The 21,925-nt window shown below is 49.4% G+C and carries 21 protein-coding genes; 11 read left to right on the forward strand and 10 right to left on the reverse strand.

Going from position 1 to position 21,925, the window contains the following annotated elements:
* The first annotated feature begins 25 nt into the window (after positions 1-25).
* From FOC66_RS02335 to FOC66_RS02345, 3 genes are all read left to right on the forward strand, one after another.
* Complete coding sequence (locus tag FOC66_RS02335; protein ID WP_003746252.1) at positions 26-1,600, forward strand: vWA domain-containing protein; 1,575 nt, start codon at positions 26-28, stop codon at positions 1,598-1,600.
* Positions 1,601-1,688: 88 nt separating this feature from the next.
* Positions 1,689-3,167 (forward strand): RNA ligase, encoded by a 1,479-nt coding sequence (locus FOC66_RS02340; protein WP_003746255.1) that lies wholly within the window; start codon positions 1,689-1,691, stop codon positions 3,165-3,167.
* A 92-nt stretch (positions 3,168-3,259) separates the two neighbouring features.
* On the forward strand, positions 3,260-3,820 hold the full coding sequence (locus FOC66_RS02345) for a hypothetical protein (protein ID WP_003746257.1): 561 nt from the start codon (positions 3,260-3,262) through the stop codon (positions 3,818-3,820).
* Positions 3,821-3,907: 87 nt separating this feature from the next.
* Here FOC66_RS02345 and FOC66_RS02350 read toward each other — a convergent pair whose 3' ends face one another.
* Entirely contained in the window at positions 3,908-4,351 is a 444-nt protein-coding gene (locus FOC66_RS02350) for an RpiB/LacA/LacB family sugar-phosphate isomerase (protein WP_003746259.1), read from the reverse strand.
* Between the two features lie 86 nt (positions 4,352-4,437).
* Between FOC66_RS02350 and FOC66_RS02355 the strand changes: the two genes are divergently transcribed.
* From FOC66_RS02355 to FOC66_RS02365, 3 genes are all read left to right on the forward strand, one after another.
* Positions 4,438-5,091 carry a metallophosphoesterase gene (locus FOC66_RS02355; RefSeq protein ID WP_003746261.1) on the forward strand — a complete coding sequence of 218 codons (654 nt, stop codon included), beginning with the start codon at positions 4,438-4,440 and terminating at the stop codon, positions 5,089-5,091.
* A gap of 137 nt (positions 5,092-5,228) precedes the next feature.
* Positions 5,229-5,693, forward strand: coding sequence for a dihydroneopterin triphosphate diphosphatase (gene nudB, locus FOC66_RS02360; protein ID WP_003746264.1), 465 nt, complete (start codon positions 5,229-5,231; stop codon positions 5,691-5,693).
* Between the two features lie 84 nt (positions 5,694-5,777).
* Positions 5,778-6,311, forward strand: coding sequence for an inorganic diphosphatase (locus tag FOC66_RS02365; protein WP_003678634.1), 534 nt, complete (start codon positions 5,778-5,780; stop codon positions 6,309-6,311).
* A 199-nt stretch (positions 6,312-6,510) separates the two neighbouring features.
* On the opposite strand, the gene FOC66_RS02370 is transcribed toward FOC66_RS02365, so the two are convergent.
* Entirely contained in the window at positions 6,511-7,137 is a 627-nt protein-coding gene (locus FOC66_RS02370; RefSeq protein WP_003746266.1) for a hypothetical protein, read from the reverse strand.
* Positions 7,138-7,433: 296 nt separating this feature from the next.
* Between FOC66_RS02370 and cysI the strand changes: the two genes are divergently transcribed.
* Positions 7,434-9,191 (forward strand): assimilatory sulfite reductase (NADPH) hemoprotein subunit, encoded by a 1,758-nt coding sequence (cysI, locus tag FOC66_RS02375; protein WP_003746268.1) that lies wholly within the window; start codon positions 7,434-7,436, stop codon positions 9,189-9,191.
* Between the two features lie 137 nt (positions 9,192-9,328).
* On the opposite strand, the gene FOC66_RS02380 is transcribed toward cysI, so the two are convergent.
* The 6 genes from FOC66_RS02380 to FOC66_RS02405 form a co-directional block, all read right to left on the reverse strand.
* Entirely contained in the window at positions 9,329-9,901 is a 573-nt protein-coding gene (locus FOC66_RS02380) for a hypothetical protein (protein ID WP_003746269.1), read from the reverse strand.
* Positions 9,902-9,991: 90 nt separating this feature from the next.
* On the reverse strand, positions 9,992-10,498 hold the full coding sequence (locus FOC66_RS02385) for a hypothetical protein (RefSeq protein ID WP_003746272.1): 507 nt from the start codon (positions 10,496-10,498) through the stop codon (positions 9,992-9,994).
* A 449-nt stretch (positions 10,499-10,947) separates the two neighbouring features.
* A complete protein-coding gene (locus tag FOC66_RS02390) occupies positions 10,948-12,738 on the reverse strand; it encodes an assimilatory sulfite reductase (NADPH) flavoprotein subunit (RefSeq protein ID WP_003746273.1) in 1,791 nt (596 codons plus the stop codon).
* Positions 12,739-12,909: 171 nt separating this feature from the next.
* Positions 12,910-13,230 (reverse strand): DMT family transporter, encoded by a 321-nt coding sequence (locus tag FOC66_RS02395; RefSeq protein WP_003746275.1) that lies wholly within the window; start codon positions 13,228-13,230, stop codon positions 12,910-12,912.
* A 27-nt stretch (positions 13,231-13,257) separates the two neighbouring features.
* Positions 13,258-14,127, reverse strand: a complete 870-nt coding sequence (locus FOC66_RS02400; protein WP_003746276.1) for an ABC transporter six-transmembrane domain-containing protein — start codon at positions 14,125-14,127, stop codon at positions 13,258-13,260.
* 12 nt (positions 14,128-14,139) lie between these two features.
* Positions 14,140-14,565, reverse strand: coding sequence for a MarR family winged helix-turn-helix transcriptional regulator (locus FOC66_RS02405; RefSeq protein WP_003746278.1), 426 nt, complete (start codon positions 14,563-14,565; stop codon positions 14,140-14,142).
* Positions 14,566-14,744: 179 nt separating this feature from the next.
* On the opposite strand from FOC66_RS02405, the gene yddG reads away from it, so the two are divergent.
* Together yddG and FOC66_RS02415 are read left to right on the forward strand one after the other, a co-directional pair.
* Entirely contained in the window at positions 14,745-15,659 is a 915-nt protein-coding gene (gene yddG, locus FOC66_RS02410) for an aromatic amino acid DMT transporter YddG (RefSeq protein ID WP_003746280.1), read from the forward strand.
* Positions 15,660-15,788: 129 nt separating this feature from the next.
* Positions 15,789-17,099, forward strand: a complete 1,311-nt coding sequence (locus FOC66_RS02415; protein WP_003746282.1) for a sulfate adenylyltransferase subunit 1 — start codon at positions 15,789-15,791, stop codon at positions 17,097-17,099.
* Positions 17,100-17,171: 72 nt separating this feature from the next.
* On the opposite strand, the gene glyA is transcribed toward FOC66_RS02415, so the two are convergent.
* The gene (glyA, locus tag FOC66_RS02420) at positions 17,172-18,422 is read right to left on the reverse strand and encodes a serine hydroxymethyltransferase (RefSeq protein WP_003746283.1); all 1,251 of its coding nucleotides are present in this window, start codon (positions 18,420-18,422) and stop codon (positions 17,172-17,174) included.
* A gap of 133 nt (positions 18,423-18,555) precedes the next feature.
* Positions 18,556-18,930 (reverse strand): hypothetical protein, encoded by a 375-nt coding sequence (locus tag FOC66_RS02425; RefSeq protein WP_003746286.1) that lies wholly within the window; start codon positions 18,928-18,930, stop codon positions 18,556-18,558.
* A 221-nt stretch (positions 18,931-19,151) separates the two neighbouring features.
* On the opposite strand from FOC66_RS02425, the gene FOC66_RS02430 reads away from it, so the two are divergent.
* Entirely contained in the window at positions 19,152-19,370 is a 219-nt protein-coding gene (locus FOC66_RS02430) for a YdcH family protein (protein WP_003746288.1), read from the forward strand.
* 231 nt (positions 19,371-19,601) lie between these two features.
* Positions 19,602-21,803 carry a FepA family TonB-dependent siderophore receptor gene (locus FOC66_RS02435; RefSeq protein ID WP_003746289.1) on the forward strand — a complete coding sequence of 734 codons (2,202 nt, stop codon included), beginning with the start codon at positions 19,602-19,604 and terminating at the stop codon, positions 21,801-21,803.
* Positions 21,804-21,925: the final 122 nt, after the last annotated feature.

Genomic DNA, 21,925 nt, shown 5'->3' on the forward strand with positions numbered 1-21,925 from the left:
CCTCAAACCAACAATATGAAAGAAAATGAAAATGGCTAATACTACCTTGTTTCAATCTATTAAAAACCGTTTAACTAAAACCGACACTTATAACGAAGCCGGCGGCATCGCCTACACACTGACACACAAACAACAGCTGGCCCAGCTTGCCGCTACCGGATGTCTGAACAATACCTACTATGCGGATGCCCAAAGTCAGCTTGACCAAGTGTTGAAATTGGCAGAAAACCTGGATGCCGAGTTTGTCGCCAAAACCGCCGTGTATGCCCGTCAAAAAGGTTTTATGAAAGATATGCCTGCGCTGTTGCTTGCCGTGTTGGCACAAAAAGACGTGAATATGCTCGCCCGCGTATTCGACCAAGTGGTGGACAACGGTAAAATGTTGCGCAACTTCGCACAAATTATCCGCAGCGGCTCAGTCGGCAGAAAATCCTTCGGCAACCGTCCGAAAAAACTGATGCAGACCTGGCTTTTGACCGCCACTGAAAAACAACTGCTTAACGCCGCCGTCGGCAATGCCCCGTCGCTGGCAGACGTGGTCAAAATGGTGCACCCAAAACCGCGTGAAGTATGGCGTGCCGCATGGTTTGCATGGTTGATCGGCAAACCGTACGACCGCGAAGCATTGCCGCCCATTACCCGCGCTTTTGAAGACTACAAACAAAGCCGAGAAGGCACATTGCCCAATGTTCCCTTCCAAATGCTCACCGCTTTAGACTTGAACAGCGGCGACTGGGCAGAGATTGCCCGCAACGGCTCATGGCAGCAGGTTCGTCAAAACCTGAACACTTTCCTGCGCCACGAAGTGTTTGCCAAAAGTAAAAACATCAAAATGGTGGCAGAAAAACTGCGTGACGAAACCGCCATTGCCCGCGCCCGCGTCCTGCCTTACCAATTGCTGACCGCGTATCAGGCAACATCTAATCAAATGCCGTTTGAAATCCGCGAAGCGCTGCAAGACGCGATGGAAGCCGCCGTACAAAACGTACCGGCCATCCGAGGCAAAGTCGTGGTTTGTCCGGACGTCTCCGGTTCTATGCACAGCTCGGTTACCGGCCATCGCGGCAGCGCAACCAGCAAAACCCGCTGCATCGACATTGCAGCACTCGTATCCGCCGCCATGTTGCGTACCAACCCGCAAGCCCACGTGATTCCGTTTGAACAAATCACGGTAAACGTGAAGCTCAATCCGCGCGACAGTATCATGACCAACGCCGAAAAACTCGCCAATATCGGTGGCGGCGGAACGGCATGCAGCGCACCGCTCGCCATGCTGAACCGCGAAAAAGCCGACGTGGATTTGGTCGTCATCGTATCAGACAACGAAAGTTGGGCGGATGACAACCAAGGATGGGGCGCAACAACCAGCCTGATGAAAGAGTGGGATATTTTGAAAAGACGTTGTCCAGAAGCCAAACTCGTTTGTCTGGATATCCAGCCCTACACCAAGGCTCAAGCACGAAACCGTCAGGATATTTTGAACATCGGCGGCTTCTCCGACCAAGTATTCTCCCTGATTGGTTCCTTTTCCGAACGAGGTATGGGTACAGATTTCTGGGTAGAAGAGATTGAGAAAACGCCGTTGGCAGCTGTGAACTGAAGCTAAGGCCGTCTGAAAAAAGGGTAGAAATATTTTTCAGACGGCCTATTTATTCAGGGTAAGCTGAGAAAAAGAATAAGGAAACAAAATGCAAAAATTTATCTTAATCCGCGGTCATCAAGGTTCGGGAAAATCGACGTTTGCCGAACAAAAAGCCGCTGAATTTAAAGCGCAGTATCCAGATGCGGAAGTGGTCCGTATTGAAAACGATTTGTTCATTACCGATGAATACGGTGAGTATCATTGGTCGGGTGAAGCAGTGGATAAGGCGCAGAAACGCGGTAATGCCTTGATGACTGAAACTTTGAGACTTGGACGCCAAAATCCGAATCGAAATATTCTGATCATTAATTCCAATACCAACCAAAAAGCTTCGCGTTGCCGTCATTTATTGGATCAGGCGGAGAAAAGCGGTTTTGAAACAGAGGTCTATCGACTGCACAATTTCTATCCCAACCTGCATGGCGTGAAAGAGCATGACGTATTGGCGGCGTATATCAAGCTGAACCAAAACCGAGTGGCAAACGAAATCCATATCGAGGCCGTGCAACCGGCAAATGCGGAGCAGTTAGAAAAAATCGAACAGATGCAGGCTGTCGAGCATAAGCCGCTGGTGTTTGATGAAGCGCAGCAAACCTTTGTGACCGATCACTATCTGCAACACGGCAGCCGCAACTTTACCGCCAAAGCATCCAAGCACTATCCTGAATTGCGCGTGTTGAAATACGCCCGCAGCGTGTTCTATAACAACCGCTTTGATGATGCTTTGCTGGAAATGCGCGGTTTGATTATCGACGCGCACAACCGCATCATCGTGCGTCCGTTTAAAAAAGTGTTCAATTATTCGGAACGTATCGCCAAAGGCAGCCGTTATCCGATCCGAATCAGCGACGAGAGATTGGTGGATGCGGTCGTAAAAGTAAACGGCTTCCTCGGCTGCTGCACTTTCGTCTCGCTTTCAGACGACCATCCGTCTAAAGGCGCTTCGTTTGACGGCAAAGTGCTGTATTCGACTACCGGTTCGCTTGATAGCGCGTTTGCAGACATGACCGCCGCACACTGCGCGCAATACGAAACCTTGTTCCGCGCTTATCCGAACCACACTTTTTTGTTTGAAATCACAGACGCGAAAGACGTTCACATCATCCGTGAAGAATTGGGCGAAACCTTAATCGGCTGCATTGACGTGGCGACCGGCCGTCAGTTTAGCGAAGCGGAATTGGACAAAATCGGCAAACAATACGGCGTTCGCCGTCCTGAAACGCTGAAAAACATCACGTTTGGCGAGCTGAAAGGCCGTCTGAAAAATGTGGAACACGAAGGCTTTATGGTATTTGATGCCCAAAACGGCGAAATGCTGTTCAAACTCAAATCACCGTATTACCTGATTTCCAAGTTTTTAGGACGAAGCAACGAGGGCAATATCAGCCGCAAACTGGATAAACGCCATGTTGATGAAGAATTTTACCCTTTGATTGACTATATCCACGAGCATCAGGAAACATTCAATGCCATGTCGGAATTGGATAAAATCGCGTTTATTCAGGCGTTTTTGAAGCAGTTGTAAGGCCGTCTGAAAAATGCTATATGCTTGTGTTAGTATAGCGCTGGCGGATGGAGTGTTTCATCTGCCATACTTTTAGTGAATAAGGAAAAACAATGAAAAAAACAAGTATCGTTAGGAAACTGATGCTCGCCATCGCTATGCTTCCGTTAGCTGTTCAAACTGCGCAGGCTGAGGAATTTGGGTCTTTCGGCGCTCCGCCTAAAGGCTTCAAAGTCGGCTATCAAACCGCGCAAAATGGTGTGACATTGATAGAACTTGTGCCGCAGAAACAGACTGTGGAAGACTGGACGCAAATGGTCACGCTGCAATCCATGGCAGGTATGAAACCGGGTGTTGAGCAGTTTTTCGGCAATCTTTCAGCCTCATGGCAGAATGCCTGTCCGCAAAGTAGTGTCAACCCAATAACGGCAGGTGAAGAAAACGGCTATCCATTCGCTTTGGTGATGTTGTTTTGCGCCAACAATCCGCAAACCAGCAAACCTGAATTTACTTGGATAAAAGCCGTACAGGGTAACGAAGCTTTGTACGTGAAGCAATATGCTTTCCGTTACGAGCCGACGAAGGCCGAGTTGACCAATGCCGTCATGCATTTGCGCAATTTACGCGTCTGCGACAACAGCGCAGGACATCCTTGCAATAAAAAAGGAAAATAAGCATTTAAATATTTTCAGACGGCCTTACCGGTTTTGCTAAAGCGAAACGTAACAAGGCCGTCTGAAAATATATGGAGCAACACGTATTTATTTTCCGCGCTCGTATGCTTCGATTTCTCCGACTTTATGCGCATAGCTGCTGCTTGTGTCGTGGCGCAAATCCAACCAAATATCGACCAATGCCCAAGCGGCCGGCGCGGCAATCACGTTTTGCCCCATACATAAAACCTGCGCGTTATAGTTTTCCACCGAGCCGCGGACGGTGAGCAAATCATGTGCTGTCGCCGCCCGAATGCCGCGCACTTTATTGGCGGCGATTGCCGTGCCCACGCCGGTGCCGCAAATCAACAGCGCACGGTCGGCGCGTCCTGCCGCGACTTCTTCGGCTGCGGCAAACGAGAGTTGCGGATAGCTTCCTTCTGGCGAGGATAAATCGACCAAGCTGCTGACGCGCGTGTCGTTTTGCAGATGCGCTTTGAGCGCGTCTTTCAATATTGCGCCGTTGGCCGGCGCGGCAATAACCAAACGCATAAAAACTCCTTGAAGCATATAATAAACATTATTCAGCATACGCCCGCGCGTGATACGATTCAAGCCTGCAACGCAGAGAGCATGGCATGAGCAAAACCTACTTCACATCAGATTTACATTTCTCACATAAAAACATCGCCAAATTCTGCCCGCAATTTCGACCGTTTGACAATGTGGAAGAAATGGATGAATTTTTAATCCGGACATGGAATGAAACCGTTACGCCTGAAGATACGGTGTACAACCTGGGCGATTTTTCCTTTGCCCAAGACTACAAGCAGATAGAGCGCGTTTTGTCGCGTTTGAACGGGCAACATCACTTGATTTACGGTAATCATGATCATGTGATTCGGCAGCATGCCGATTTTTTCCGCAGCCAAACCAAGCATGACGGCCATCCGCTGCTGTCGTCCATACGGCCGTATTTGAAACTCAAATTGCCGGAAATTAAGAATACGCTGGTTCTCTTTCACTATCCGATTCAGGAGTGGGACGGCTGCTATCAGGGTTGGTATCACTTGTACGGCCATTTGCATGACAGGATGGCGGAAATCAAAGGACGTGCTTTAAACGTCGGATTCGATTTGCACGGCCGTTTTTTGACGGCAGAAGACGTCGATAAGTTTTTGTGTGATTTGCCTAAAATTTCTTATTTTGGCGAAGCAGGCTTGAAGGCCAACTCGCCGGAAGAAGCGGCAGAGCTGGTGTCTTGGAAACTGGCGCAGTTAAATCAGGTATAATTTCAGACGGCCTTTGCGGATTTCCAGCAAAGGCCGTCTGAATATCAATTTCCCATTTTTGAGTGAGATATGGACAACCTTTCGGCTTACTTACTACAAAAAATCAGCCTCCCCAATCAATCCGGCAAGGATAAGTCATGAGCGGCAAGCCTTTGAAGTATCCCGTTTCCGCTTTGGTCGTCTTGCATGATGGAGACGGCAATATCCTGCTGATTGAACGTACGGCGCCGCAAGGTTTTTGGCAGTCGGTCACCGGCAGCATGGAAGAGGGCGAGCGTATTGAAGAAACCGCATGGCGCGAAGTGTGGGAAGAAACCGGTATCCGCCTTGCAGACGAACAGCTGGAAAACTGGCACGACAGCACCGTTTATGAAATCTATCATCACTGGCGCCATCGCTATCCTAAAGGCGTTTTTGAAAACCGCGAACACACCTTCTCCGCCCAAATTCCTCGCGATACGCCCATTGTTCTGCAACCGGACGAACACGTTGCCTACGGTTGGTTTGGTGCAGAAGAAGCGGCGGAAAAAGTGTTTTCCCCTTCCAATAAACGCGCAATTTTAGAATTGGTCAAAAGGCTGAATGCCAAAAAGGCCGTCTGAATACGACAGTTTCACATTTTCAGACGGCCGTGGGTTTGCTATACTTTCGCCGTTTGACTCTCTTTAAAATCAAAGGAAACCATCATGGCAGACTTCAACAAAATCCTGACCCCGGGCGACGTGGACGGCGGCATCATCAACGTTGTCAACGAGATCCCGGCAGGCAGCAACCACAAAATCGAATGGAACCGCAAACTGGCCGCTTTCCAACTCGACCGCGTTGAACCAGCAATTTTCGCCAAACCGACCAACTACGGCTTCATTCCGCAAACTTTGGACGAAGACGGCGACGAATTGGACGTATTGTTGGTTACCGAGCAGCCTTTAGCAACCGGTATTTTCCTGGAAGCACGCGTTATCGGCGTGATGAAATTCGTTGACGACGGCGAAGTGGACGACAAAATCGTCTGCGTTCCGGCCGACGACCGCAACAACGGCAATGCCTACAAAACTTTGGCCGATTTGCCGCAACAACTGATCAAACAAATCGAGTTCCACTTCAACCACTACAAAGACCTGAAAAAAGCAGGTACCACTAAAGTTGAATCTTGGGGCGATGTGGAAGAAGCGAAACAAGTCATCAAAGAATCTATCGAACGTTGGAACAAACAAGCCTAATCGGTTTGCTCCACTCAATATCAAGGCCGTCTGAAAGCAAAGTTCAGACGGCCTTTTTATGTCTCAGCAGCCTATTAATTCTTCAAGAATTTTCAAACTGATATTTCAAATGAATCAATTATATTATTTTAAATAATTGTTTCTTAAAGTCAAAATTTCAGACGGCAGAGAATAGGTTTTTTAGATTGCAATTACAGCATCAGCCCCAAAACGCTTTTTCAAATCCTGCTGCGCATTCCGGTGGCAGTTCCCGTTGTAGTAAATCATGCAGAGCAGAATATAATGCTGAAGGTATGTCACAGCTTTCTTCATCGTAAAACTCTCCGCCTGTTTTTCGCCATTCGCACTCAAAATCATAAATTGCCAATAAGGTTTGCATTAGTATTGCTATGGAAGGTGCGACAAGGCGGCGGTTTTCTATCGTACCGTAACCTGTTATCAGCCAATAAACAGGACTGTCGGGGGCGGCAGTATCGGCAAAAAGAATTGAATCGTCGAACATTATGCCAAATATCGCCCATTCTTCACGCCAGCCTTGTGTGGGCAGATATTGCTTGGTCTTCCTATCCCAACTGAAGGCCCAATCGTGCCAACTGTTGGGCAACTTGGGATAAGTTACCCAATGTAAAAACAGAGTTTCCATCTCCAGCCAATAATCGGCAAGCGGATTGTCGGAATGCCATGTACCGTCCATATGGCGGTAGAAATCTGCTAATGCACCCAAATGCAGATGACGGTTGTCTTCCAGAGGGGGCAGTTCTTGCAACGTTTCTGTATAGGGAAAACCAAAAGTTTGAGCGAAAGTGTGTATAAGGGAGTGAGACATAAAGTTTGCTTGCTGTATTTTTACGGTTTAAGCCCGTGGAAAATAATGGATTATAGTGGATTTAATTAGAATCGGGCTTGATGCAGGCTAATGATGTAAGCCATTTGTTTAATTTATTTCTAATCTGCCAACGTTCATCAGTCAGAACATAAATATAGTAAATTCAAATTAGCTATAGGTAAGTGCGGCATTTTACCAATATAACAAAATCGTCTTTAAAACAAACAAACCATTCTTTCCCATTTTCAGACGGCCTCATTAAAGTAACGCCTATACCAAAAATAAGGAGTACTTCAATGACTGCTACCACGACCGACCCGCGCGCTAAGCTGCCTGATACACCGCTTTCCGGCAACGAAGCCTTGAAAGAACGCAGCGATTATCTGCACGGCACCATTAAAGAAGAGTTGAAAGACGACTTTACCGGCGGCTTTACCGCCGACAACTTTCAACTTATCCGCTTCCACGGCATGTACGAACAGGACAACCGCGATATCCGTGCCGAGCGTACCGAACAAAAGCTTGAGCCTTTAAAAAACATGATGTTGCGTTGCCGTTTGCCCGGCGGCATCATTACGCCGAAACAGTGGCTGGGTATCGATAAATTTGCCGGTGAAAATACGATTTACGGCTCCATCCGCCTGACCAACCGCCAAACCTTCCAATACCACGGCATTCTGAAAACCGATTTAAAACAGGCACATCAGGCATTGCACAAACTGGGTCTGGATTCCATTGCCACAGCCAGCGATGTCAACCGTAATGTGTTGTGCACCAGTAATCCTGTACAAAGCACTTTGCACCAAGAAGCCTATGAATGGGCGGCGCGCATCAGTATGCACCTCCTGCCGCGCACCATGGCATATGCCGATGTATGGCTGGACGGTGAAAAAGTGTTCACGACCGAGCCGACCGAGCCGCGCAATAAAGAAATTGCCGACGACGTAGAGCCGATTTTGGGTAAAACCTATCTACCGCGCAAATTCAAAACTGCCGTTGTGATTCCGCCTGATAACGATGTGGACATTCATTCCAACGACTTAGGTTTTGTGGCGATTGCAGAAAACGGCAAGTTGGTGGGTTTCAATGTATTGGTCGGCGGCGGTTTATCCAGCGAACACGGCAATACCAAAACTTATCCCAATATTTCCTATGAATTCGGTTTCGTTCCGCTGGAATACACCCTCAACGCCGCAGAAGCCGTCGTCAGCACTCAGCGCGACTGGGGCAACCGCAGCGACCGCAAAGCAGCGCGTACACGCTATACGCTGCAACGCGTCGGCGTAGATGTGTTCAAAGAAGAAGTCGAAAGGCGCATGGGCATTAAATTTGACCCCATCCGCCCTTACGAATTCACCCACCGCGGCGACCATATCGGCTGGGTACAAGGACATGAAGGCAACTGGCATTTGACTTTGTTTATTGAAAACGGCCGCCTGCTTGATTATCCCGGCAGACCTTTGAAAACCGGCGTACGTGAAATTGCCAAAATCCATCCCGGCGACTTCCGTCTGACGGCCAACCAAAATCTGGTGGTTGCCAATGTACCGCCGGAATTAAAAGATACGATTGATAAAATCGCCAAAGATCATGGCCTTATCAGTAAATCGATTACCATCCAGCGTGAAAACTCCATGGCTTGCGTTGCCTTGCCGACTTGCCCGCTGGCGATGGCGGAGGCCGAACGCTTCCTGCCGACATTCTCCGATAAAATCGACGAAATGTTCGCCAAATACGGCTTGGAAGACGAATACATCGTTTTGCGCGTAACCGGTTGCCCGAATGGTTGCGGTCGCGCCATGCTGGCGGAAATCGGTTTGGTCGGCAAAGCCGTCGGCCGCTACAACCTTTACGCAGGCGGCAACCGAGAAGGCACACGCATCCCGCGCCTGTTTAAAGAAAATATTACCGAACCTGAAATCCTTGAAATTGTCGAAGGCTGGGTGGCCGATTGGGCGCAAAACCGACTCGATGATGAAGGCTTCGGCGATTTTGCCGTCCGCACCGGTATCGTCAAACCCGTATTGGACGCACCTCGCGATTTCTGGGCATAACGCATACAGACAGACCCACAAATCTGCAATAAGAAAATAGAGAAGGACTAAAGGCCGTCTGAAAACCAGTTATCCTGATTTTTCAGACGGCCTTTAATATTGCGCGTATTTATATCAAAGATGGAATATAAACCGAATCAGCGGCGGCGGCCAAAGCCTCGGCCCATGCTGGGGCGGCGATAGTTGGAAGGCTGACGCGTAGTTTCACGGTATCGTTGTTGCTGCTGGGCATTTTGTTGCTGGGCACGCAGGGTGCGTGTATTCAGCTGTTGGCTGGTGCGTCCGTTTGGACGTGCGCTTTGATAATAGTTGGCACGGGCTTGACGGGCAATCGGACTGTTTTGATTGCGTGCCTGTGTGAATTTATTGGCCAATGCGTTGCCGATAAATGCACCGGCTGCAGTACCTATCAAGCTTTGCAGCAGCCAGCTTCCGGTGGATTGGTCGTAGATGTATTGTTGGCCGTCTGTACCGGTTACCGGTTGGCCGTTGTTGCCGTTGGCTTGTGCCTCGGCAGGAATGGTGTCTTTCACGGCTTCAGGCATGAGCTGGTAAACCGTATTGTCTTCTTGTTGGCCTGCTTGTTGTGCCAACTGTTGTTGCAATGCTTCGATTTGTTTTTGTTGCTGCTCAAGCTGTGCCTGGGTATTGTCTTTGCAGGCAGCAAGGGCGAAAGTGGAAAGGGCGGCTAAGGCAATCAGTTTTTTCATTGTTTTTCCTGAGAGAAGTTTGTCTTTGCCGAGATTTCGGCGGAGTGTGTTTGCCTAATATTAAATCATTTCCCTGTTTTTCAAGTGGTTTTACAAAATAATATTGGAAAGTTGCGCGGCAAATGCACGGCTGTTGGCGGCCAGATTGCCCAGGGTAGGCATTTCGTGTTCGGTTTCGATAATCAGCAGGTTGGCAGGGCGGCGGGTGTGCAGGGACATTTGCATTTCAGCGGGAGAGAAGGGCATGTGATGGCGTTTGGCGAAGGCTTCGGCGCGTTTGTTGGCGGTTTTGAGCATGGGCAGCAGGGTAATGTCCAAATGGAAACGGCGTACGCCCAAAACCAAAATACGCGCCGCGAAGAAATCCGCTTCATCAGTAAAAACGCTGGGGCTGCTTTGATTGAAATCGTGACGTTCTGCGGCAATCAAAGTCGCGATGGTGCGTACTTGCGGAATTAAGGCTTCGCTGATGAGGCTGTCGGGCGTATCAGGCAAAGTGAGCGTGTTGGGCATGCTGTGGTGGCTGTTGCTGTCAACGACCATGCGGCAGGTGTGTAACATTTGAGTTTGGCTGTGGATTTTGGTTGAAGCGGTCATGGCTGTATTCCTTATTTCTTAAAAATGGGTGGATTTAAGCGGCCATGGTGGGTATAAAAAAAGCCGCTCAAATGAGGCGGCTCTGATTTGCGTATTTTCAATTTGGTCTGTTTCAGACAAGCGCAAAAAAGTACCGCACGTTTGTGTGGTACCAATAGAAGAAAGTAGCGGAGCATTGCGCGGTTTGCATGATGAAAATACGTCTTTAATGTATAAAAGTATGGAACGTAGTTTAAAACAAGAAGGCCAGTAATTTCAATATCCAATCGACAAAGCCCACCAATAAATCTACAAGTTGTTGTAATCCTTCCAATTTATTTTCTTTCGAGTGAGTCAAATTTGCACAATTATAATGCAAGACAAGATAAATTGATAACAATCCGAGCAAGTTCCTTAAAAAGGCCGTCTGAAATCCAGCTTTCAGACGGCCTTTATTTTTGTTTATTCAATCAATAAACGTCGCGTTGGTAGCGTTTGTCTTCGCGCAGGTCGTTGAGGTAGTCTTCGGCTTCGTCGCGGCTGAGTTTGCCTTGGGTTTCGATGACTTCGATCAGGGCGTTTTCGACATCGCGCGCCATGCGTGCGGCGTCGCCGCAGACGTAGATGTGTGCGCCTTGTTGCAGCCAGTTCCAAACTTCGGCGGCGCGTTCGGCGATTTTGTGTTGGACATAGACTTTGTGTTCGCCTTGGCGGCTCCATGCGAGGTCGGCGCGGGTGAGGAGGCCGTCTTTGCGCCAATCGCTCCATTCGAGTTGGTAGAGGAAGTCGTCAGCCAGGCGTTGGTTGCCGAAGAAGAGCCAGTTTTTGCCGCTGTCGCCATTGGCGGCGCGTTGTTGCATGAAGGAGCGGAAGGGGGCGACGCCTGTGCCTGCGCCGATCATGATGATGGGGGTGTCGCCGTTTTGTGGTAGGCGGAAGTTGGGGTTGGGTTCGACAAAGACGCGGACTTCGCTGCCTTCTTCGAGGCGTTCGCCCAAGTAGCCGGATGCTGCGCCGGTGTAGGTGTGGTCGTGGTGGTCGAAACGGACGATGCCGATGGTGAGGTGGACTTCTTCGCCGACTTCGTCTTGTGCGGAGGCGATGGAGTAAAGGCGCGGGGTTTGTGGGCGGAAGAGGCTGTATAGGGTTTGTGCGTCCAGTGGGTGCGGATAGGCTGCGAATACGCCGACGGGCGGTGTGGCGGCGAGGTAGGCGTCCAGTTGGGCTTTATCTGCGGCTATGGTTTTGAGTGCTTCGTTGTTTGTTAATTCGGCGTATTGTTGGACGAATGCCGGTGTGTTTTGGGTGATGTCTGCGGATTCGGTCAGGGCGGTGCGGATGTCGGTTTCGCGGCCGTCTGAAAGTTGGACGGTTTCATTGCCGTTCAGTTGGTTGAGGTCGAGGATTTCTTGAACGAGATCGCCGGCATTTAGTGGCCATACGCCGAGTGCGTCCCCCGCCTGATAATGCAAACCTGAGCCGCTGAGGTCGATTTCGATGTGTTCGACGTCTTTTTCTGCGGTGCGTGAGGTGATTTTTTGGCGCACGGAGAGGGTGGCTGTGTAGGGGTTTTCTTTGGTGTATGCGGTGCCGCTGCTTGGGGTGGCCGGGCTGTGTGCTGCGGTGTTTGCACTAGGGCTTGCTGCTTGGGCGGTCAATTCGGCTACTTTGGGTACGACGGCGGCTACCCATGCGTCGGCATTTGCTTGGAACTCTAAGTCGCAAATGCCCAAGTCGTTCAGACGGCCTGCGCCCAGTTCGGCAAATTTGGCATCAAAGTCTTTGCCTGCTTGGCAGAAGTTTGGATAGGAGGAGTCGCCAAGTCCTAAGACGGCAAAGGTGAGTTTGCTGAGGTCGGGTTTCTTTTTGCCGTAGATGAATTTGTATAGGGGTAGGGCTTCTTCGGGCGGTTCGCCTTCGCCTTGGGTGGAGGTAACCAAAAGGACGATGTCTTCGTCGGGCAGGGTTTTGCTTTTGAAATCGCCTGCGCTGCTGAGGCGGGCTTCTACGCCGGCGGCTTGAAGTTTGGCGTGTAAGGATTCGGCAACGCTGCGTGCGTTGCCGGTTTGGGAGGCGGAAAGGACTAATACGCGGCGGCTGACTGCCGAGACGGCTGCTTGCAGGATAGTCGGTTCGGCTGCTGCGCCGGATACGCCTTGGCTTTGTGCCCAGCAATAGCCGGAGAGCCAGGCAAGTTGGGTGGGGGATAGGGCGGAGAGTTGGGCGGAGAGTTCGGCAGGCAGTGGATTGGCTTGGCTCATTTTGTTTCCTTTGTTGGGACGGCTATAGCCGATTGTTTGAATAATGAACAGTCGCTACTTTAAACAGGCCGTCTGAAAAAAGGAAAGAATGCTTGGTTTTAATTTAAGATGATTTCGTTATATTCGGAATATAAGAAGGCCGTCTTGGTTTCAGACGGCCTTTGCGGTTTTTTAATGACTGGAAAGTTTCATGACGATTACGCCTGAAATAATTAAGAATGCGCCGAGCCAGCGGCCGAAGTTGGCGGCATCGTTGAAAAAGGCTACGCCTACTAAAAATGCGCCTGCCGCGCCTATGCCTGTCCAAACGGCATAGGCCGTCCCCATCGGTATGTTTTTTTGGGCGAGGAATAGAAAAAATCCGCTGCCGACAATGCAGGCCAAGGCGGCAGCAATACCCTGCCAACGGTAGCCTTCTTGTTGTGCCAATTTCAGCCCCAAGGGCCAGCCGATTTCCAGTATTCCGGCTAAGATTAAATAAAACCAACTCATAATATGTCCTGATGGTGTGTTAAGGTTTCAGACGGCCTTGGAAAGATTGTTTTCTTCCGAGAGTTCAACGCGTTGTCCGATATCTTTTAGATTGGAGTATTGTTCGACCAAGCGCGGTACATCGTCCAAGCTCATTGCAAACATCCATAAATAAGTGCTGACGGAATAGATATGGCCGGCACTGCCATAGCCTTTAAGCGTCATGTGTATAAAGGCAAAGCCGAACAATACGCTCATCGCCATACCGATACTGAGATAGCCTAAGGCTTCGCGGTTGGAAATCAGCACGCGTAGTTTGGCAACCCAGCCGTAGTGGCGGTAGAGCTGATGCTCGTTGCCGTCGCGGATAAGGTGGTTGTCGCGTTCAAGCCGGTTGTTTAAACGGAAATATAGGTTTTCGCTGATGGCGGCAAAACGCGGCAGCAACCATAAAAACAGGGCAAGTATCGCAACAGCCAATACGCCCACCCAAAATTCCAATATCAGCAACATCATACATGCACCGAAGATGGAGACCAGCGAAGTAGCAGCGATGGGCAGGTGTTCTTCAAAGAAACTGACAAACTCACGCGATAGGGCGACGCGTGCAGTAATGGCGGAATGCGGTACTTCTCGTTTGCGCTGTTCCAAGACAACCGGGACGGCTATTTCAGTATAGATCTGGGTAAATGTGCGCGTATCGGCTATCCTGCGGGCGGCACCGATTATCCACATCAATAAAACCACCACACCATACAACATTGCCTGCCAGACGTTGCCTTCCATAACGGCATTAATCGCCCAGCCGCCAAACACGGGATATACCAGCAAGAGCAGATTATCCAAGCCGACGAGAGAGAAGGTTGTGATGAGTTTGCGGCGGTGTGTTTGACCGATGTGTTTCAACATTTTCCACATGGTTGCCCTCCTTTATTTAGTATTGAGGGTTTGCGCCATTAATTCGGTCAACGCGTCCAAATCGGCAAACAGTCGGGCTGCACGTTTTTCACCGAAGGCGGTAAAAATTCGTTTGCTGAATTCCTGCATGTTTTGCACCAATGGTGCGGCGGATTCTTTGCCTTGCTCGGTCAGCGACAATAAGCGTTCGCGTTTGTCTTGTTCGCTTTCGTGAAATGTCAGCAAGCCTTGTTCCGCCAGCGTTTTGCATGTGCCGGAAACGGTTTGCTTGGGCAGGCTCCATTCTTCGCCTATGTATTTTTGAGTGCGGCTGCCTTCGGTGGCTAAGGTATAGAGAACGGCGAAGGTATTGTAGTTGGTGTTTTGCTGTTTAATCCATTGGTCAAATGCGCTGTCTATATGGCTGATGCGCATACCGAGTTGGTCGAGCTGATTCATAAATTGGTCTCTATATTGACTAATCGGATGAGGATTATAGTCATGTTTAGGACTAATTGCAAATAGAGGGCCATCTGAAACAATCATTTTCAGACGGCCTTGAAACCGTTAAAATAATTAATGTAGAAACGATATATTCAAACTACGATAAACCTAATAACATCTTCGACACATACGCCATGATTCATTTCTTATCTCAAAACATCTCCCCTAAACAAGCCACTGCCATCGGGCTGCTTGCCGTTGCTTTGTGGAGCTTTGTCATTTCTCTGATACGCTCTTTGAGCCTGCATATGGGGGCAGTGGGCGGCGCGGCAATGATGTACACCCTGTCCACCGTATTGATTTGGCTGATTTTCGGCCGGCCGCATTTGCGCAATTACAACCGCAGCTATCTGTTTTGGGCGAGTGTGTTTTTTGTCGGCTGCGAACTGTGTTTGTCGCTCTCGGTCGGTTTTGCGCAAAACGCGAGACAGGCGGTGGAAATCGGCATGGTCAATTATTTGTGGCCGACGTTTACCATCGTCGGAGCGGTATATTTCAACAAACAGCCGTCAAAATGGTGGATAGTCATCGGCTTTGTGCTGTCGTTTTTAGGGATTGCCACTGTATTGGGCGGCGATGTCGGCTTGTCGGTTTCTGGTATTTACCACAATGTCCGCACCAATCCCGGCGGCTATATCATGGCATTTACGGACGCGGTGTTTTGGGCAGCATATTGTACGCTGACGGCGCGCGTGAAAGCAGAGGGTAGCAGCGTCGGCTTCTTCTTTGCGCTGGTGTCGATACTGTTGTGGATCGAATACTTTCTCAGCGGCGCGAATACGTTGAATTTTGATGCCGTATCGCTCGGCTATGCCGTTGCCGCCGCAGCTTGCATGGGTTTGGGCTATGCAGTATGGAATATCGGTATTTCACGTGGCAACCTGACCGTATTGGCAGGCGCATCTTATTTCATTCCAGTGTTGTCTGCGGTGGTGTCATCGTTTGTGATTCGCGCACCGTTGTCCATGACGTTTTGGCAGGGAGCGGGAATGGTATGCTTAGGGTCGATTGTGTGTTGGTTAGCGACCCGGGGAAAACAGATGGCGTGAGGCAATATCCCATAGCTTTGCGATATAACGAAAACAGCTTTTTTAACAACCAAACATTCTTTCCCATTTTCAGACGGCCTGTTTAAAGTAGCAGTCAGTTTGAGAAATCACGAGAAATGGGAAAGAATCATGACCGCAGCTTCCGCTCCGCTTTTGCGCTTCATTACCGCCGGCAGTGTCGATGACGGCAAATCCACCCTCATCGGCCGCCTGCTCTACGACAGCAAAACCTTACTGACCGACCAGCTTGACAAGCTCAACCGCGCTGCTGAAAACGGCGAAACGCCCGACTTCGCCAGCCTGACAGACGGCCTTGCCGCCGAGCGCGAACAAGGCATTACCATTGACGTGGCCTACCGTTATTTCGCCACGCCCAAACGCAAATTCATCATTGCCGATACGCCGGGACATGAGCAATACACGCGCAATATGGTTACCGGCGCATCGACTGCCGATGCCGCCATTATTTTGGTTGATGCCACACGCGTTGATTTTTCAGGCAGCGAGCCAGTCCTACTGCCCCAAACCAAACGCCACAGCGCGATTCTGAAACTTTTGGGCTGCCCCAACATCATTGTCGCCGTCAACAAACTCGACCTGCTCGACTTTGACGAAGCCAAATATCAAGCCATTATCGAGGCCTACCGCAAACTGGCGGAACAAATCGGCCTCAAAGCACACATCCACTTCCTGCCCATCAGCGCATTAAAAGGCGACAATATCGTCAATGCCAGCAGCCAAACCCCGTGGTATCAAGGTTTACCGCTTTTGCCTTTGCTTGAAAGCCTGCCTGTCAACCGTCAAAATGCCGCTGACCAAGCCGTGCACTTTCCCGTACAACGCGTGGCGCGCCAAGACGGCAGCAGCAGCGACGACTTCCGCGGTTATCAAGGCAGATTGGAAGCAGGCCGTCTGAAAGTGGGCGATGAAGTCAAAGTTTTGCCCAGCGGCCATGTTGCCAAAGTTGCCGAAATCTATAATGCCAACGGTAAAACCGAATCTGCCGAGGCAGGGGAAGTGTTGACTGTCGTTTTGGATACCGATATCGATATTTCACGCGGCAACAGCATTGTTTCAGCCGACAGCGCCATTGTTCCCGAACAACAATTTCAAGCCGCGCTTTGCTGGTTTGACGATATTCCGCTCAATCTGCGCCGCAAATATTTGCTGAAGCACACTACCCAAACTACGCCCGTAAAAATCAGCGAAATTGCCTACGTTTGGGACGTCAATACCCTCAGCCGGGTCGAATCTGCCGAAACGCTCAAGCTCAACGACATCGGCAGCGTCAGCCTCAAAACCCAGCAACCGCTCGCTGCTGCCGCATACGAAGACAATCATGCCCAAGGCGCGTTTATTTTGATTGACGAAGCCACCAATCATACTGTCGCGGCAGGCATGATACGCAAAGTCAGCGAAACAAACAGTTTTGAAATTTAAAAGAAAAGTTGAAATAAAAGAAGGCCGTCTGAAGTTTCAGACGGCCTGTTATTTTATCCAAGTCGGAAATGCTTATGCGCCGTAAACCGGATATTTATTGCACAAAGCAGTCACTTGTTCGCGGACTTTGGCGAGGTTGGCTTCGTCTTCAGGATTGGCCAATACGTCGGCAACCAAGTTTGCCAATACGCGCGCGTCGGCTTCGTTAAAGCCGCGTGTGGTCATGGCGGCGGAGCCGATGCGGATGCCAGAGGTAACGAATGGTTTTTCCGGATCATTCGGGATGGCGTTTTTGTTGACGGTAATGTGAGCCTTGCCCAAAGCGGCTTCGGCGGCTTTGCCGGTGATTTTCATCGGTTGCAGGTCAACGAGGAAAACGTGGCTTTCTGTACGGCCGGATACGATGCGCAAACCGCGTTTAACCAACTCTTCCGCCATGGCGACAGCATTGATTTTCACTTGTTTTGCGTATTCTTTGAACTCAGGTTGCAACGCTTCTTTAAACGCTACGGCTTTGGCGGCGATAACGTGCATCAACGGACCGCCTTGCAGGCTTGGGAAGATGGCAGAGTTCAGCGCTTTTTCGTGGGTATTGTCACGGCACAAAATCACACCGCCGCGAGGGCCGCGCAGGGTTTTGTGGGTGGTGGTGGTGACGAAGTCGCAGAATGGCACGGGGTTAGGATATTCGCCGCCGGCAATCAGGCCGGCATAGTGCGCCATGTCGACAAAGAGGTACGCGCCGACTTTATCGGCGATTTCACGGAATTTTGCCCAGTCTATTTGCAACGCGTAGGCAGATGCACCAGCCACAATCATTTTAGGTTTGTGTTCAAGAGCCAAACGTTCTACTTCGGCATAATCGAGAACTTCGTTTTCATCCAAACCATAAGTAATGGCGTTGTAGAGTTTGCCGGAGATGTTAACGCTTGCGCCGTGGGTCAAGTGGCCGCCGTGTGCCAGAGACATGCCCAAAATGGTGTCGCCCGGTTTCAAAACTGAAGCATATACGGCTTGGTTGGCTTGGGAGCCGGAGTGCGGTTGAACGTTGGCATAGGCGGCGTCAAACAGTTCTTTTACGCGGTCAATCGCTAATTGTTCAACAATATCAACGTGTTCACAGCCACCATAGTAGCGTTTGCCAGGATAGCCTTCAGCGTATTTGTTGGTCAATTGCGAACCTTGGGCTTCCATAACGGCACAGCTGACGTAGTTTTCAGAGGCGATCAGCTCGACGTGGTCTTGCTGGCGCTTGTCTTCTTGGGCGATGGCTGCTGCCAAATCGGGGTCATATTGTGCGAGGGTAACGCTTTTTGAAAACATGTTCTCGATTCCTTTGTGATGGGCTGAAAATATAGGATGGAGTGCTGCGGATTGGTTCAAGATGAACTATTTTTCTTGCATTGTCAACAATTGTGTCGGGTGTTTGGTTTCAGACGGCCTGAGATTGAAGGGTTTATTTGAAAATATCATCTTGTTTTAAATGAAAATCCATTTTTTCCAGAAGCGCGGCTAAATCGGCTTCGGCTTGGGCGGCTTTGAGATTTTTTGCCAGTTCTACCAAGGCTACCGCATTTAATCGTTCTTTCTCCAGCCGTAGGGCTTCTTCGCTGAAGATTTTGATATTGTCTGCCGATTCGGCGGCATTTATTTTTTCAAATGGATAAAACGATTCTTCGTGTACGGCCAAACCGTCGGGCAGGGGCGCGGCATGGTTGAAATCGGCATCATTGACCGGCATCCATGAAGGATGGTTTTCAAGCAGGATAAATTGTCCGTCCATGCCGTTGATATGACGGAATAGGGTGGTTCGGCCATTGTGTAAACGCATAAGCCCGATTGTATGCCCAAGTCGGCAAACCGTCTAGAAACCTGTTTCTTTCCATTGGGACGATGGCTAATGGTGATATTATTAATTTTGACATAAAACAGTTTCGGCTTAAAAAAGACTGGATAAAACGCCCGTGTTTGTTATAATGAAGCTAAAGATTAATTCGTCCTAGTTTTTGACAGCAGTACTTTTTTATTTAATTAACAAGAGAGGAAAACAAAATGTTTCCAGAATATCGCGATCTGATTTCTAAACTGAAACAAGAGGATGCACACTTTGCCCGTTTGTTTGAGGAGCACAACGAGCTGGACGATAAAATTACCGGTTTGGTGAATAACGTGGTAACCAGCGGCGCCGAAGAAATCGAGGAGCTGAAAAAAGCCAAACTCAAACTCAAAGACGAATTGTATGCCCTTTTGCAAAAAGCAGCAGGCAAATAATTAAAATTTGAATAAGGCCGTCTGAACGGTATGATGGAAATCTCAGATTCCCTTTCATGCCGTTTCAGACGGCCTTTTTAATTATTAGGCATTTGGTTATTTTTATTGGCTTAATTTAACGAATAATTGTAAATCACTCTTAATTGCATTGAAAACTCTGTTAAGTTTATTTAGAATCCTGAATAATTTTTATTTTGATTTTAACAAACAAAGTTAAAGAGAAACGATGCAATGAAAACATTCACACTCGCCATTTTGCCTTTGGCATTAATCAGCGCATTCTCTCACGCTGCTGAAGAGAAAGCTGCCGAACAGGCTGAAGTCGATACCGTTTACGTTACTGCCGAGAAGCAACTGCAACAGTCGCTGGGCGTATCGCGTATTTCAAAAGACGACATCGACAAGCGTCCGGCCGTCAACGATATTTCCGAATTTGTCCGCACCATGCCGGGCGTCAACCTGACCGGCAATACAGCGACGGGTCAGCGCGGCAACAAACGCCAAATCGACTTGCGCGGTATGGGCCCTGAAAACACATTGATTCTGATTGACGGCAAGCCTGTAAATTCGCGCCAGTCCGAGCGTATCAGTATGCGCGGTGAACGCAATACGCGCGGCGACAGCAACTGGGTACCGGTTGAAGAAATTGAATCCATCACCGTTTTGCGCGGTCCGGCGGCAACACGTTACGGCTCCGGCGCGATGGGTGGCGTGGTCAATATCGTTACCAAAAAAGTGTCTAAGGAATTTAAAGGCCAGGTCAATCTTTACGCCAATCAACCGCAAGACAGCAAAGAAGGCGCAACCCGCCGTATCGGCTTCAATTTGAGCGGTCCGATTATTCAAGATACTTTGGGCTTCCGCATTTACGGCAACCTGAATAAAACAGATGCAGATGCGGCCGATATTAATGAAGGACACGGCAACGACAGCGCGGCCGGTGTCGAAGGCATACGCAATAAAGACATTGCAGGCCGTCTGCAATGGAAAATCAGCCCTGCGCAAACATTGATTTTAGACAGCAGCTACAGCCGTCAGGGCAATATCTACAACGGCGATACGCAAAACAGCAATCCGCGTTCTGCTTTAGTTAATTCTCTGGCTGACAGTAAAGCCGAAACTGCTCGTTTATATCGTTCCGCTTATTCTTTAACGCATGATGGCGCATGGGAATGGGGCGATACCAAAAACGTGATCAGTTATGAGCGCACAGTCAACAGCCACTTACCTGAAGGTTTGGCCGGTGGTCCGGAAGGCAGCTATACAGGCTTGGATTTTGTACAAAGCCGTCTGAAAAACCTGCGCTTCAGTAGCGAAGCAAATATTCCGTTCAAACTTGGAGTCGATAATGTATTGACGGTCGGTGCGGAATTTACTGACAGTAAATTGGACGATCCTGCTTCCAATACTCAGGGATTTAAAGACCAAGGTAAAACCGATGCGTTTATCGGTATCTCCGCAACGCGCGGTGGCAAGGCTTCGCAACGAAACTGGGCAGCTTACGTTGAAGACAATATTTCATTGACCGATAAAACCCACCTGATTCCGGCCATCCGTTTCGACCACAATAGCGACAGCGGCAGCAACTGGAGTCCGGCTTTGAACTTCTCGCATCAAATCGGCGAAAACTGGTTGGTCAAAGGCGGTATTGCCCGTGCGTACAAAGCGCCAAACCTGTATCAAACCAATCCTGACTTTATCCTGTACACACGCGGTCAAGGCTGTCCGCTCAATGCGCCGAACAGTGTGCGTTGCTACTATATGGGCAATGGCAATTTGAAACCTGAAAGCAGCATCAATAAAGAGATTGGTCTTGAGTTCAACAAAAACGGCTGGCAGGCTTCGGCGACTTATTTCCACAACGCGTACCGCAATAAAATCGTGATCGGCGACCAGCGTATTGCCACCAGCAATATCGGCAACTGGCTCCTGCAATGGGAAAATACGCCGAAAGCGACTATTTCGGGTATCGAAGGCAACTTGGTGATTCCGTTGCATGACACACTCAAGTGGAGCAACAATTTCACTTACATGCACAAATCCGAAGATTATCAAGGCAATCCATTGTCTTTGGTGCCGAAGCACACCATCAACAGCACATTGTCTTGGATGCCGAACGAACGCTTCGATGCCAATCTGACCTTTACCCACTACGGCCGCACTAAACCGCGTGGCGTGGCGATTAATAGACTGGAACGAGATGGTAATCCTCGTGCAGGCGTGGCAGCGTTGTCTTCCGAACACAGCCAAACCCAAGTCGGCTCTTACGGCATTTGGGGCATCAACGCAGGCTATAACTGGAACAAACGCGTGGCCGTTCGTGGCGGTATCAGCAATCTGTTTGACAAAAAACTGTACCGCACGACTGCCGGCGCACAAACTTACAACGAGCATGGCCGTGCCTTCTACGGCAGTTTGAAAGTATCGTTTTAAGTAGAAGCGTATTAAATCAGGCCGTCTGAAACGGTGTGAAATGAAATCTAAGATTTCTGACACATGGTTTCAGACGGCCTTTTTGATTTTAAATTTAGAAGTATTTGTTGTTACGGAATTTG

It is taken from the genome of Neisseria mucosa (assembly GCF_013267835.1).
Classification (GTDB): domain Bacteria; phylum Pseudomonadota; class Gammaproteobacteria; order Burkholderiales; family Neisseriaceae; genus Neisseria.

Coding starts and splice junctions, on each gene's coding strand:
- nudB (WP_003746264.1), top strand. CDS start 5,229: ATGAGCGGCAAGCCTTTGAAGTATCCCGTTTCCGCTTTGGTCGTCTTG.
- FOC66_RS02355 (WP_003746261.1), top strand. CDS start 4,438: ATGAGCAAAACCTACTTCACATCAGATTTACATTTCTCACATAAAAAC.
- FOC66_RS02340 (WP_003746255.1), top strand. CDS start 1,689: ATGCAAAAATTTATCTTAATCCGCGGTCATCAAGGTTCGGGAAAATCG.
- FOC66_RS02435 (WP_003746289.1), top strand. CDS start 19,602: ATGAAAACATTCACACTCGCCATTTTGCCTTTGGCATTAATCAGCGCA.
- glyA (WP_003746283.1), bottom strand. CDS start 18,422: ATGTTTTCAAAAAGCGTTACCCTCGCACAATATGACCCCGATTTGGCA.
- FOC66_RS02370 (WP_003746266.1), bottom strand. CDS start 7,137: ATGTCTCACTCCCTTATACACACTTTCGCTCAAACTTTTGGTTTTCCC.
- FOC66_RS02380 (WP_003746269.1), bottom strand. CDS start 9,901: ATGAAAAAACTGATTGCCTTAGCCGCCCTTTCCACTTTCGCCCTTGCT.
- FOC66_RS02335 (WP_003746252.1), top strand. CDS start 26: ATGAAAATGGCTAATACTACCTTGTTTCAATCTATTAAAAACCGTTTA.
- FOC66_RS02425 (WP_003746286.1), bottom strand. CDS start 18,930: ATGCGTTTACACAATGGCCGAACCACCCTATTCCGTCATATCAACGGC.
- FOC66_RS02395 (WP_003746275.1), bottom strand. CDS start 13,230: ATGAGTTGGTTTTATTTAATCTTAGCCGGAATACTGGAAATCGGCTGG.
- FOC66_RS02390 (WP_003746273.1), bottom strand. CDS start 12,738: ATGAGCCAAGCCAATCCACTGCCTGCCGAACTCTCCGCCCAACTCTCC.
- yddG (WP_003746280.1), top strand. CDS start 14,745: ATGATTCATTTCTTATCTCAAAACATCTCCCCTAAACAAGCCACTGCC.
- FOC66_RS02385 (WP_003746272.1), bottom strand. CDS start 10,498: ATGACCGCTTCAACCAAAATCCACAGCCAAACTCAAATGTTACACACC.
- FOC66_RS02345 (WP_003746257.1), top strand. CDS start 3,260: ATGAAAAAAACAAGTATCGTTAGGAAACTGATGCTCGCCATCGCTATG.
- FOC66_RS02405 (WP_003746278.1), bottom strand. CDS start 14,565: ATGAATCAGCTCGACCAACTCGGTATGCGCATCAGCCATATAGACAGC.
- FOC66_RS02400 (WP_003746276.1), bottom strand. CDS start 14,127: ATGTGGAAAATGTTGAAACACATCGGTCAAACACACCGCCGCAAACTC.
- cysI (WP_003746268.1), top strand. CDS start 7,434: ATGACTGCTACCACGACCGACCCGCGCGCTAAGCTGCCTGATACACCG.
- FOC66_RS02350 (WP_003746259.1), bottom strand. CDS start 4,351: ATGCGTTTGGTTATTGCCGCGCCGGCCAACGGCGCAATATTGAAAGAC.
- FOC66_RS02415 (WP_003746282.1), top strand. CDS start 15,789: ATGACCGCAGCTTCCGCTCCGCTTTTGCGCTTCATTACCGCCGGCAGT.
- FOC66_RS02365 (WP_003678634.1), top strand. CDS start 5,778: ATGGCAGACTTCAACAAAATCCTGACCCCGGGCGACGTGGACGGCGGC.
- FOC66_RS02430 (WP_003746288.1), top strand. CDS start 19,152: ATGTTTCCAGAATATCGCGATCTGATTTCTAAACTGAAACAAGAGGAT.